The organism is Streptomyces sp. NPDC059832 (assembly GCF_042731715.1).
In the GTDB taxonomy this organism is placed as follows: domain Bacteria; phylum Actinomycetota; class Actinomycetes; order Streptomycetales; family Streptomycetaceae; genus Streptomyces.
This window is the reverse complement of the sequence record NZ_JBHWIY010000002.1, coordinates 514744-527424: the sequence shown is the minus strand read 5'-3', so window position 1 is coordinate 527424 and position 12681 is coordinate 514744. Positions and strand designations below refer to the sequence as shown.

At 71.4% G+C, this 12681-nt stretch carries 8 protein-coding genes; all 8 read right to left on the bottom strand.

Features of this window, described 5'->3' with window-relative positions; genetic code table 11:
- Positions 1-46: 46 nt before the first annotated feature.
- The gene (locus ACFV8T_RS04720; RefSeq protein WP_385324520.1) at positions 47-1546 is read right to left on the bottom strand and encodes a D-ribitol-5-phosphate cytidylyltransferase; all 1500 of its coding nucleotides are present in this window, start codon (positions 1544-1546) and stop codon (positions 47-49) included.
- A 276-nt stretch (positions 1547-1822) separates the two neighbouring features.
- The gene (obgE, locus tag ACFV8T_RS04715; protein WP_385324517.1) at positions 1823-3259 is read right to left on the bottom strand and encodes a GTPase ObgE; all 1437 of its coding nucleotides are present in this window, start codon (positions 3257-3259) and stop codon (positions 1823-1825) included.
- Between the two features lie 178 nt (positions 3260-3437).
- Positions 3438-3695: a 50S ribosomal protein L27 gene (gene rpmA / locus ACFV8T_RS04710; RefSeq protein WP_018103204.1), complete on the bottom strand. Its 258-nt coding sequence runs from the start codon at positions 3693-3695 to the stop codon at positions 3438-3440.
- A 14-nt stretch (positions 3696-3709) separates the two neighbouring features.
- Entirely contained in the window at positions 3710-4030 is a 321-nt protein-coding gene (rplU, locus tag ACFV8T_RS04705) for a 50S ribosomal protein L21 (RefSeq protein WP_030921216.1), read from the bottom strand.
- 361 nt (positions 4031-4391) lie between these two features.
- A complete protein-coding gene (locus ACFV8T_RS04700) occupies positions 4392-8273 on the bottom strand; it encodes a ribonuclease E/G (protein WP_385324514.1) in 3882 nt (1293 codons plus the stop codon).
- Positions 8274-8504: 231 nt separating this feature from the next.
- Positions 8505-9287: a TIGR03936 family radical SAM-associated protein gene (locus ACFV8T_RS04695; RefSeq protein WP_385324512.1), complete on the bottom strand. Its 783-nt coding sequence runs from the start codon at positions 9285-9287 to the stop codon at positions 8505-8507.
- 122 nt (positions 9288-9409) lie between these two features.
- Positions 9410-10600, bottom strand: a complete 1191-nt coding sequence (locus tag ACFV8T_RS04690) for a hypothetical protein (RefSeq protein ID WP_385324777.1) — start codon at positions 10598-10600, stop codon at positions 9410-9412.
- Positions 10601-10688: 88 nt separating this feature from the next.
- On the bottom strand, positions 10689-12614 hold the full coding sequence (locus tag ACFV8T_RS04685; protein ID WP_385324510.1) for a TIGR03960 family B12-binding radical SAM protein: 1926 nt from the start codon (positions 12612-12614) through the stop codon (positions 10689-10691).
- Positions 12615-12681: the final 67 nt, after the last annotated feature.

Genomic DNA, 12681 nt, shown 5'->3' with positions numbered 1-12681 from the left:
GCACATAGCGACTGCAGGGGTCCGAATAGTCGATTGTCAAGCAGTATTACACATCGGCCTGTCGGTCCAGGACAGCGGCAAGCGCCTGCTCGAAGCCGGACGCCTCGGAGGCGCCACGCGTCGGGTCCTGCTGGCGTACATCGATGACATGGCCGGTCATCTCGGAGAGCAGGACGTCGAGCGAGGTCCTGGCGACCGCCTCGGAGGAGAGCAGCGTGCCCGCGGGCTCGTCGCCGAACGCCTTGGTGCGCATCGGGGTGGCGGTGCGCTCGGGGTTCACGCAGTTCACCCGCACGCCGTCGGCCGCCCACTCGTCCGAGAGCGCCTGGGTGAGGTTCACCATGGCGGCCTTGGTCGACGAGTAGAGGCTGTACTCCGCGCGGCCCCGGGTGTAGCTGCTGGAGGTGTAGAGCAGCAGCTGGCCCTTGGTCTCGGCGAGGTACTTGTACGAGGCGCGGGCGATCTGCACGGGTGCCAGGTAGTTGACGTTGAGCGCTTCCTGGATGGTCGCGCTGTCCGTCTCGGCCAGCTTGCCGATGCGGAGCACTCCCGCGGTGTTGATCACGTAGTCGACGCGGCCGGTGTCGGCGTACGCCTTGGTGAGCGCCTCGTCGATGTGCTCCGGGTTCTCCACGTGCGTACCGGTGGTGGAGCGGCCCAGTGCGTAGACGGTGGCGCCGTAGGACTCGGCGAGCGTCGCGATGTCCGCGCCGATGCCGTACGAGCCGCCGAAGACGACGAGGGTCTTGCCGGTGAGCAGTTCGCGGTAGGCGGCGTCGTCGGTCGGCTGCGGGACGGCCGTGGAGGCCAGCTGGAAGAGCTTGTCCGCGATGAAGACGTCGACCGGCTGGGTGACCTTCATGTTGTACTCGTCGCCCGCCACGACGTAGATCGGGACGTCGGGGAGGTACTTCAGCACGACCGAGCAGTCGTCGGTCGCCTGGAAGTTCGGGTCTTCCGCGGCGACTTCGTACGCCCGGCGGATCGTGGAGAGCTTGAAGGCCTGCGGCGTCTGACCGCGGCGCAGCCGGGAGCGGTCGGGCACATCGGTGATGAACTCGCCGTCGCCGCCGTGGGTGCGGGTCACGATGATCGTGTCCGCGGACGGGATGGCGACGTCGACCGCCTGGTAGCGGTCCAGCGCGTCGACGCAGTCCTTGATGACGCGCTGCGAGAGCAGCGGGCGCACGGCGTCGTGGAAGAGGACGTTGCGGTCCTCGCCCTCGGCCAGGCCCTCGCCGAGGGCCGCGATGGCGCGCTCGGTGGTCTCGTTGCGCGTGGAGCCGCCCTCGATCACCCTGGTGACCTTGGTGAGCCCGGCCTTGGCGACGATCTTCTCCACGTCGGGCACGTAGCCCGGAGCCATCAGCACGATGACGTCGTCGATGGAGTCGGCCTGCTGGAAGATCGACAGCGTGTGCTCGATGACAGCCTTGCCTGCGATCTTCAGCAGCTGCTTGGGAATGGACAGACCCACGCGCTGGCCGGTACCGCCGGCGAGCACGACTGCTGTGGTTCGGGCTTTGGCTATGTGCTGAGCAGACACAGACGACCTACCTTGCGAGGGCTGGGAGATACAGCGATGGTTGCACTCTCCGTTACCGTCTCGCAAGGTGGACGTCGGCCACCGCATGCCGTATCGAAACCTTTTGTTGCCTTGCGATCAGGGCGAATACCGGAATTGCCGCTTCCCTGCCAGGTGACCGACGCCACACGAGTGAGCGGCATGGATCACCCTTGAGCGGGTTCGGTTCCCCCGGACGAATGACGCGGAGAGCGTGCACGGCCGCCGGAAGAGGCTCCTCCAGCGGCCGTTGCCCGTCTAGAACGGGTTGAAATCGTCGAACTCGCGCTGCGCCTCGTCGCGTTCCGACTCGCGGTCGCGGCGGCGCTGCGCCGCCGGACGCGGTGCTTCGAGCCGGTGGTCCTCGCCACGACGGCCGAGCATCTCCGCGCCCGCCGCCAGGGTCGGCTCCCAGTCGAAGACGACCGCGTTGTCCTCGGCGCCGATGGCGACGCCGTCGCCCGCACGGGCGCCGGCCTTCACCAGTGCGTCCTCGACGCCGAGACGGTTGAGCCGGTCGGCCAGGTAGCCGACGGCCTCGTCGTTGTTGAAGTCGGTCTGCCGGACCCAGCGCTCCGGCTTCTCGCCGCGCACCCGGTAGATGCCGTCCTCCTCCAGCGTGACGGTGAAGCCCGCGTCGTCGACGGCCTTCGGGCGGATGACGATCCGGGTCGCCACCTCCACCGGCTTGGCCGCACGGGCCTCGGCGATGATGCCCGCGAGCGCGAAGGAGAGCTCCTTCAGACCGGTACGGGCGACGGCGGACACCTCGAAGACGCGGTAGCCGCGCTCCTCCAGGTCCGGGCGGATCATGTCGGCGAGGTCCTGGCCGTCCGGGATGTCGACCTTGTTGAGGACGACGATGCGGGGCCGGTCCTCCAGGCCCCCGTACTGCTTCAGCTCCTCCTCGATCATGTCGAGGTCGGAGACCGGGTCGCGGTCGGACTCCAGCGTCGCGGTGTCCAGCACGTGCACCAGTACCGAGCAGCGCTCCACGTGCCGCAGGAACTCCAGGCCGAGGCCGCGGCCCTGGCTGGCGCCCGGGATCAGACCCGGGACATCGGCGACGGTGTAGACGGTGCTGCCCGCGGTGACCACGCCGAGGTTCGGGACGAGGGTCGTGAAGGGGTAGTCGGCGATCTTCGGCTTGGCCGCCGACAGAACGGAGATCAGCGAGGACTTGCCAGCGCTCGGGTAGCCGACCAGCGCGACGTCGGCGACGGTCTTGAGCTCCAGGACGATGTCCCGGGCCTCGCCGGGCTCGCCGAGCAGCGCGAAGCCGGGGGCCTTGCGCCGGGCGGAGGCCAGCGCGGCATTGCCGAGGCCGCCCCGGCCGCCCTGGCCGGCGACGAACGTGGTGCCCTGGCCGATCAGGTCGGCGAGCACGTTGCCGTTCCCGTCGAGCACGACCGTGCCGTCGGGCACCGGCAGCACCAGGTCCTGGCCGTCCTTGCCGGAACGGTTGTCGCCCGCGCCGGGCTGGCCGTTGGTGGCCTTGCGGTGGGGGTGGTGGTGGTAGTCGAGGAGCGTGGTGATCGCCTGGTCGACGACCAGGGTCACATCGCCGCCGCGCCCGCCGTTGCCGCCGTCCGGACCGCCGAGCGGCTTGAACTTCTCACGGTGTACGGAGGCACAGCCGTGGCCCCCGTTACCCGCGGCGACATGCAGCTCGACGCGGTCCACGAAGGTGGTCATGGTTGAAACCTCCAGTTACATACGTGCAGAAATATCTCACTCGTGCTGTCCCGCCGGCTCGTGCCGTACTGCTGGGGGACAGCCGTCTCTCATGGGAGAAACACGCGAAAGGCGGACCCGCTTCCCGTACGGGAAGTGAGGTCCGCCTCCGCAGAAACCGCTCGACGAGCGCCGAAAATCAGCCGGCGATCGGAACGATGTTCACGACCTTGCGGCCACGGTGCGTGCCGAACTCGACCGCACCGGCGGCGAGTGCGAACAGCGTGTCGTCGCCGCCACGGCCGACGCCCGTGCCCGGGTGGAAGTGCGTGCCGCGCTGGCGGACCAGGATCTCACCGGCGTTGACGGCCTGACCGCCGAAGCGCTTCACGCCGAGCCGCTGAGCATTGGAATCGCGCCCGTTCCGGGTGGACGATGCGCCCTTCTTGTGTGCCATGTCTCCTCAGTCCCTTACTTCGCAGCCGCGGGGATACCGGTGACCTTGATCGCCGTGTACTGCTGGCGGTGACCCTGGCGACGGCGGTAGCCGGTCTTGTTCTTGTAGCGAAGGATGTCGATCTTCGCGCCCTTGTGGTGGTCCACGACCTCGGCCTGGACCTTGATCCCGGCCAGCACCCACGGGTCGCTGGTCACGGCGTCGCCGTCGACCACGAGCAGGGTCGAGAGCTCGACCGTGTCGCCAACCTGGGCAGTGGAAATCTTGTCAACCTCAACGATGTCACCGACAGCAACCTTGTGCTGGCGGCCACCGCTGCGCACGATGGCGTACACGCGGATCTCACTCTCGCTCGGAACGAAGCCCCTGATGCCAGCCGCTCACACGGGCCGGGGCCCGAGGTGATCCGAATGGACGAGCGGCCTCTCACCTGTGAAGGGAGGGGGTTGCTCAGGGACAGGCGCATGGAAACACGCCGAAGGGCAAGATTACGGGCCGCCGTCCGGAGGGTCAAACCGGGCCCTGTGTCCTTCCCCGTCGCTCCCCCGTTCATTCCTGCCGACGCGGCCGATGGGTCCGCGGCGGGCCGGAACGGCCGGTGGGCCACACCCCTGTCGGAGTGTGGCCCACCGGCCCTCGTGCTGCGCCGTACGGCCGCGGAGGAGGCCTCCGTGACCGCGGGGGCCGCCCTGTCGCCTACGCCTCGGTGTCGGCCGAGACGGCGGGCTTCGACGACTGCTCCGCGGCGACCGTCTTCTTCGTCGCCGCCTTCTTGGCCGTCGTCTTCTTCGCGGCGGTCTTCTTGGCAGCCGTCTTCTTGGTGGCCGCCTTCTTCGCGGTGGCCTTCTTGGCGGTCTTGCGGGCCGCCTTCTTGACCGGGGCCTCCGCCTCGGCGGACTCGGCCGCCTCGGCGTCGGGCTTCGGCTCGGCCGAGCCGGTCACCACGACGACCTCCGCACCGTCCGCACCGGCGGGCGAGCCCGCGGGGGCGGTGACCTTGCGGGTCACCCGGCGGCGCGCACGCGGCGGGGCGGCCTCGGCGGCCGGCTCCTCGGGTGCGGCCTCGGGCTGCACGGCCTCGGCGACGGGCTCCGGCTGCTCGGCCGGCTCGGCGGCCTGCACCGGGGCGACCGGCTCGGCCGGGGCCGGCGAGCCCGCCGGGGCGGTCGCCTTCCGGGTCGCCCGACGGCGCGTACGGCCCTGGGGCGCCTCGGCCGCGGGGACCTCCTCGACCACCGGGGCCGGTGCCTCGGCGGCCGGCTCCGGCTCCACGACCGGCTCGGGCTCCGCGACCACGACCGGCTCCGGCTCGACGGCCGGGGCGACAGCGGCAGCGGCCTTCGGTGCGCCGGCCGGGGCCGTCGCCTTGCGGGTCGCGCGGCGTCGGCCGCGACCGCGCGTGGCGGCCGCCTCGGCCTCGGCCGGGCTGCTGTACAGCTCCTCGTCCGGGACGAACTCCGGCTCGGGCAGCGCCACGGGGGCGGCCACCTCGGCAGCCAGCTCGGCCTCGGTCTCGACCTCTGCCACGGCCTCGGTCTCGGCCACGTGCTCGTGGTCCACGCCGCCCCGGCCGCGCTTCTTGGAACGCTTGCCGCCGCCACCGACCGAGGTCGGCTGCTCCATGTGCACGATCACGCCGCGCCCGTTGCAGTGGACACATGTCTCGGAGAAGGACTCCAGCAGACCCTGGCCCACCCGCTTGCGGGTCATCTGGACCAGGCCCAGCGACGTGACCTCGGCGACCTGGTGCTTCGTACGGTCGCGTCCCAGGCACTCCAGCAGGCGCCGCAGCACCAGGTCCCGGTTGGACTCCAGCACCATGTCGATGAAGTCGACGACGACGATGCCCCCGAGGTCGCGCAGCCGCAGCTGGCGCACGATCTCCTCGGCCGCCTCCAGGTTGTTCTTGGTGACGGTCTCCTCAAGGTTGCCGCCCTGACCGGTGAACTTGCCGGTGTTGACGTCGACGACGACCATCGCCTCGGTCTTGTCGATCACCAGCGAGCCGCCGCTCGGCAGATAGACCTTCCGGTCCAGCGCCTTCATCAGCTGCTCGTCGATCCGGTACGTCGCGAAGATGTCGACCTCGGAGGTCCACCGCGACAGGCGGTCCGTCAGATCGGGCGCCACCTGCGAGACGTAGCCGTGGATGGTCTCCCACGCGTCGTCGCCGCTGACGATGACCTTGGAGAAGTCCTCGTTGAAGATGTCGCGGACAACCCGGACGGTCATGTCCGGCTCGCCGTAGAGCAGGGTCGGCGCGTTGGAGCTGCCGGTGCTCTTCGACTTCTTCTGGATGTCCTCCCACTGCTGCTGCAGCCGCTCGACGTCGCGGCGCAGCTCGTCCTCGCTCGCGCCCTCCGCGGCGGTACGGACGATGACGCCCGCGTCCTCGGGGACGATCTTCTTGAGGATGGTCTTCAGCCGGGCCCGCTCGGTGTCGGGCAGCTTGCGGCTGATGCCGGTCATCGAGCCCTCGGGCACGTAGACCAGGTAGCGGCCGGGCAGCGAGACCTGGCTGGTCAGGCGGGCGCCCTTGTGGCCGATCGGGTCCTTGGTCACCTGGACGAGGACGGACTGGCCAGACTTGAGCGCGGTCTCGATCCGGCGCGGCCCGTGGGCCATGCCGAGCGCCTCGAAGTTCACCTCACCGGCGTAGAGCACGGCGTTGCGGCCCTTGCCGATGTCGACGAAGGCGGCCTCCATGGACGGCAGTACGTTCTGCACCTTGCCCAGGTAGACGTTGCCGACGTAGCTGGTGGCCTGCTCCTTGTTGACGTAGTGCTCGACGAGCACGTTGTCCTCAAGAACGCCGATCTGGGTGCGCTCACCGTTCTGGCGGACGACCATGACCCGCTCCACGGCCTCGCGGCGGGCCAGGAACTCGGCCTCGGTGATGATCGGGACGCGACGGCGACCCTGCTCACGGCCCTCGCGGCGGCGCTGCTTCTTGGCCTCCATACGGGTCGAGCCCTTGATGGACTGGACCTCGTCGAAGCCGGTGCCGGGCTCGCGCTCGGCTTCCTTCCGCCGGGGCTCGCGGACCTTGACGACCGTACGCTCCGGGTCGTCCGTGCCGTTGTCCGCCTCGGCGGAGACATCCCCGCTGCGACGACGACGGCGGCGCCGACGACGGCTGCTGCTCGATCCGGAGGCGGACGCCTCGTGCTCCTCGTCCTCCTCCTCGGACTCCTGAGCGCGCTCCTGCTCGTCCTCGGTGTGGTCGGCGGCGGCCTCGTCGCCGTGCTGCTCCGCTGCCTCGTCACCCTCGTTGGCCTCGCCACGACGGCGGCGACGGCCTCCGCGACGGCGACGGCGCGAGGGCCGGTCCCCGTACTCGTCCGTCTCGTCGCCCTCGTGCTCGGCGTCGCCCTCGTGCTCCGGCTCGTGCTCCTCCTCGGCCTGCTCCTCCACCGCGGGAGCGGCGGGGGCGGCGGCCTGCTCGGGCTCTGCGGCCTCACCGCGACGGCGGCGACGGCGGCGCGAACCGCCCTGCGGCGCGGCTTCGGCGGCCGGGGCCTCGACGACGGCCGTCGGCTCCTCGACCGTCTCGGCCTCTTCCTCGGCCTCGATCTCGGCCTCGTCGTAACGCGACGCCGCAGCAGCCGCGGCCGCGGTCTCCGGGGTCTGGAACATCGGCTCGGCGAAGACCGGCGCCTGGAACACGGCCACGGCGGGACGCTCGGCGCGGCGGCTCTTGCGTACGGGCTCCTCGGCCTTGCCGGTGAACTCCGGCCGGCCTGCGGCGGCGGTGGCCCGGCGGCGCTGACGGCCGCGCGGTGCGGCGTCCTCGACCTCGGCGGGCTCGGCGGCGGGCTCCTCGGCGGCGGCCTCGGGCAGGCTCTCGCCGGTGTCCTCGGTGCCTTCGGCGGCCTGCGGCGCACCGGCGGGAGCGGTCGCCTTGCGGACCGCACGACGACGGCCGCGCGGGGCCTCGACGACCTCGGCGGGCTCGGTGGCCTCTTCCTCCGCGGCCACGACGGTTTCGGCGGTCGCGGCAGGCGCTTCGGCGGCCTGCGGCGCACCGGCCGGGGCAGATGCCCGGCGCCGGGTGCGACCGCGGGGTGCGGCGGGCTCGGGCTCGGCGGCCTCGGCGGCCGGCTCGGGCTCGGCCACGGCCGGTGCCTCCTCGACGATCTCCACGGCTTCGGCGGCCTGCGGCGCACCCGCCGGGGCCGTCGCCTTGCGGACCGCACGACGACGCGGACGCGCGGGCGCCGCCTCCGCCGGGACCTCGGCCACGGGCTCGGCCTCCACGGCAGGCGCGGCGGCCTCGGTCACCTCGGCGGCCTGCGGCGCACCCGCCGGAGCGGTCGCCTTGCGGACCGCACGACGGCGCGTACGGGCGGGCGGGGCGGCCTCTGCCGACGCGGCGTCGGCGTTGCTGTCGGACACTGCGGCGTCAACGGCCGGTATGGCCGGCGCGGCCGCTTCCGCGGCTGCGCCCTGCGCCTCCGCGACCGGCGGACCGGCCGGGCGGGACGCTGCGCGGCGCCTGCGGCGCGGCGGCAGCTTGTCGCCGGGTGCGTTGTTCTCTTCGGCGTTCCCGGTCGTGCCGGGTTCGTTGGACTGGGGCATGCGGGCGGTTCTCCCGTCAGGCTCCCGGGCGCCGCGCCTGGTTCCGGTCCGGCACGGTCCGCGTGATGTACGCGGCTCCGCCGTCCGGGGCGCGGGCGCCGCACGGGAGCTCAATGTCTGGCTCGCCGGTTCCGTACGCGAGATGCGTACGGCCTGGCGAAAGTCTTATGGGTCATCGCGCGGCCCGAACCGGATGGCTCCCGAGTCGAAGGCTGCGCTGCAACGACCGCCTTACGCGGAACCTGCACCTTCCGGCGCCGTCGCGACGGCGGTCCCGGTGGCCGCGGGTGGTGCGGCCGGGGCTGCCTCGCGGTCGGGCGCGAGCGGGTCGGTCACCGTGCCGGACTCCTCGTCGAAGAGCCCCTGCGCCAGCCTGGTCACCGCTGCGGGGACCGGCGGCGCCAGGTCGGCCACAACGCGGAGACCGGACAGGACGTCGTCAGGTCGCACGGCAGGTGTCACGTGCCGAACAACCAGCCGCAGTATCGCACAGGGCCTGTCCTCGGGCCTATCAGCCTGCGGATCAAGGGCCTGCAGGTCGACCACGGCGGCGCGGGCGTCGAAGGTGCGCATGCCGTTCTTCGCGCGGCGCTGGACCTCGACGGTCTCCGCCTCGTTGAAGGCGGCCACGGCCTCGGCCGCGTCCGCCACGGCGACACCGTCGAGGCGCAGCTCCCAGACGGAGGCGGTCAGCCGGTCGGCGAGACCCGAGGTACGGGCCTCCACGGCATCGGTGATGTCGAGGCCGTCCGGCAGCGAGTCGTTGAGCAGATCCCGCAGGACGGCCGGATCGCGGGCCTCGGTGAGGGCGATCTCCAGGAATTCGGCCTCGCTGCCCGTGCCGGTCGGGGCGGCGTTGGCGTACGACACCTTCGGGTGCGGGGTGAAGCCTGCCGAGTACGCCATGGGCACCTCGGAGCGGCGCAGGGCCCGCTCGAAGGCGCGCTGGAAGTCACGGTGACTGGTGAACCGGAGGCGGCCGCGCTTGGTGTAGCGCAGTCGGATGCGCTGCACTGCCGGTGCGGGCGGCGGGCCTTCGGGCTGTCGCTTGCCCAGTGGTTCTTCTCCTCGGTGCGGGGCGGACGCGGTGGCGCACCGCCCTCGAAATGCGGGTGGCCCGGGGTGTCCGGTCCGGCTCACCCCCGCTCGGCGTTCTTCTCTCCGAGCGAGGAGATCTCTGGTTCGGGCGCCACGCTGGGCACAGTCGTTGTACTACCCAGAGTACGCGCAAGGGGCGTCCTCAGTTCCCTGGGCTCGGGCACCCGCGGCCCGCCTACCAGGGCCCGCCATGCGTCGCGGCGTGCCTGGCGCACGGTCTCGCGCGCCGAGCGCAGCGCCGACCGGGCCGTGCGACCGGCCTCGGCGGCGGCGCGCCTGGCCGGGGCCCAGACCTGGTCGCGCACGAAATGCCCCACCGGTGTGCAGACCGTGCGGTAGACCCAGGTCACCGGCGCCCCGACCAGATGCCATGCCAGCCAGGCGATGGCCCGGCCGACGGCCCGCGAGATGTACCCCGCGACGCGCCAGGCGACGCCGAAGGCGGCGGCGATCTCCCGGCCGACCGGGGCCAGGACCCGCCGGTACAGCCGGCGGAGCGGTGCGACCAGCAGGGTCGTGACCAGCCACACCGTCGCCGTCCACAGACCGGTCGCGGCGGCCGCGATTCCGCGCGCCAGCAGGTCGAGCAGCCAGGTGATGCCATGGCCGAGCGGGGTGAGCGCCTCCCGGTACACCCAGCCCAGCGTCCGTACGACCAGGTGCTCGGCCAGCCAGGCGGCAGCGAGCGCGAGGGGCACCAGGACGTACCGCCACAGGCCGGTCACCGGCCAGACGAGCAGAGCGGTGAGAACCCAGCCGACAGCCGTACGGAACCCGCGCCCGGCAGGTGCGAGCAACGTCCGGTACGCCCACCGCAGCCCGCGCCCGAGCGGGGTGAGCACCGACTCGTACAGCCACACCACCGGCACCACCAGCCCGTACCGCACCCCCGGCACCAGCACATACCGCCAGAGCGCGACCCACGGCCACACGAACACCGCCGCGGCCAGCCACCGCAGCGCATACCCGAGCGGGGTGAGCACCGACTCGTACAGCCAGCCGGCGGGGGTCACCACCAGCGTCGCGAACAGCCAGGACAGGGCCCGGCCCAGCGGGCGCAACAGCGTCCGGTCGACGGCGCGACCCGTCACCACCAGGGCGTCCCAGACCATCCGTACGGGCAGCACGACGACCAGCACCACGATCCGTACCGGGATCCGGATCAACGTGGTCAGACAGCCCTCGCCCGCTTCGTACCGCACGGGGGCCTGGTGCTCGCCGTAGTCCATGCCGTACATGACGCGAGGACCCGGTCCGGGGTTTCCCGCACCGGGCCTTCGTCACCCAGCCGTCACCTGACGGGACGGTCGCGGGCAGCTACTTGACGACCGACAGCGGCAGCAGCTTCTTGCCGGTCGGGCCGATCTGGATGCTGGTGTCCATCTGCGGGCAGACGCCGCAGTCGAAGCACGGGGTCCAGCGGCAGTCCTCGACCTCGGTCTCGTCGAGCGAGTCCTGCCAGTCCTCCCAGAGCCAGTCCTTGTCGAGGCCGGAGTCCAGGTGGTCCCAAGGCAGGACCTCCTCGTAGGTCCGCTCGCGGGTGGTGTACCAGTCGACGTCCACGCCGTACTCGGGCAGCGTCTTCTCGGCGGCGGTCATCCAGCGGTCGTAGCTGAAGTGCTCGCGCCAGCCGTCGAAGCGGCCGCCGGACTCGTAGACCGCGCGGATGACGGAGCCGACGCGCCGGTCGCCGCGCGAGAGCAGGCCCTCGACGATGCCGGGCTTGCCGTCGTGGTAGCGGAAGCCGATGGAGCGGCCGTACTTCTTGTCGCCGCGGATCTTGTCGCGGAGCTTGGTCAGCCGGGCGTCGGTCTCCTCGGCGCTCAGCTGCGGGGCCCACTGGAACGGGGTGTGCGGCTTGGGCACGAAGCCGCCGATGGAGACGGTGCAGCGGATGTCGTTCTGCCCGGAGACCTCGCGGCCCTTGGCGATCACGTTGACCGCCATGTCGCCGATCTGGAGGACGTCCTCGTCGGTCTCGGTGGGCAGGCCGCACATGAAGTACAGCTTCACCTGGCGCCAGCCGTTGCCGTACGCGGTGGCGACGGTACGGATGAGGTCCTCTTCCGAGACCATCTTGTTGATGACCTTGCGCATGCGCTCGGAGCCGCCCTCGGGGGCGAAGGTGAGACCGGAGCGGCGACCGTTGCGGGTCAGCTCGTTGGCCAGGTCCACGTTGAACGCGTCGACGCGGGTGGACGGCAGCGAGAGGCCGATCTTGTCCTCGGTGTACCGGTCGGCGAGGCCCTTGGCGATCTCGCCGATCTCGGTGTGGTCCGCGGAGGAGAGCGAGAGCAGGCCGACCTCCTCGAAGCCGGTCGCCTTGAGGCCCTTCTCGACCATCTCGCCGATGCCGGTGATGCTTCGCTCCCGCACGGGGCGCGTGATCATGCCGGCCTGGCAGAAACGGCAGCCGCGGGTGCAGCCGCGGAAGATCTCGACGGACATCCGCTCGTGGACGGTCTCGGCGAGCGGCACGAGGGGCTGCTTCGGGTACGGCCACTCGTCGAGGTCCATCACGGTGTGCTTGGACACCCGCCACGGCACGCCCGACTTGTTGGGCACGACGCGGCCGATGCGCCCGTCCGGGAGGTACTCGACGTCGTAGAAGCCCGGGACGTAGACGTTGCCGGTCCTGGCGAGGCGGAAGAGCACCTCCTCGCGGCCACCGGGGCGGCCCTCGGCCTTCCAGGCGCGGACGATCTCGGTGATCTCCAGGACGGCCTGCTCGCCGTCGCCGATGACCGCGCAGTCGATGAACTCGGCGATCGGCTCGGGGTTGAACGCGGCGTGGCCGCCGGCCAGCACGATCGGGTCGTCGACGGTGCGGTCCCGGGCCTCCAGCGGAATGCCCGCGAGATCCAGGGCGGTGAGCATGTTGGTGTAGCCGAGCTCGGTGGAGAAGCTCAGCCCGAAGACGTCGAACGCCTTGACCGGGCGGTGGCTGTCCACGGTGAACTGCGGGACCTTGTGCTCGCGCATCAGCTCCTCGAGGTCCGGCCACACGCTGTAGGTGCGCTCGGCGAGGACGCCCTGGCGCTCGTTGAGCACCTCGTAGAGGATCATGACGCCCTGGTTGGGGAGCCCGACCTCGTACGCGTCCGGGTACATCAGTGCCCAGCGGACGTCGCATTCGTCCCACGGTTTGACGGTGGAGTTCAGTTCACCGCCGACGTACTGGATGGGCTTCTGCACATGCGGGAGCAGAGCTTCGAGCTGTGGGAAGACCGAATCGACAGACATCGCGAACTTTCGAGAGCCGGCAAGGGTGACCATCAAGCGTACCCCGGCCCTCGGCCTCCCAGCGCCG

Excerpts from the sequence above, each read along its gene's own strand:
- ACFV8T_RS04700 (WP_385324514.1), bottom strand. The coding sequence starts at position 8,273 with ATGCCCCAGTCCAACGAACCCGGCACGACCGGGAACGCCGAAGAGAAC.
- rpmA (WP_018103204.1), bottom strand. The coding sequence starts at position 3,695 with ATGGCACACAAGAAGGGCGCATCGTCCACCCGGAACGGGCGCGATTCC.
- obgE (WP_385324517.1), bottom strand. The coding sequence starts at position 3,259 with ATGACCACCTTCGTGGACCGCGTCGAGCTGCATGTCGCCGCGGGTAAC.
- ACFV8T_RS04685 (WP_385324510.1), bottom strand. The coding sequence starts at position 12,614 with ATGTCTGTCGATTCGGTCTTCCCACAGCTCGAAGCTCTGCTCCCGCAT.
- ACFV8T_RS04690 (WP_385324777.1), bottom strand. The coding sequence starts at position 10,600 with ATGGACTACGGCGAGCACCAGGCCCCCGTGCGGTACGAAGCGGGCGAG.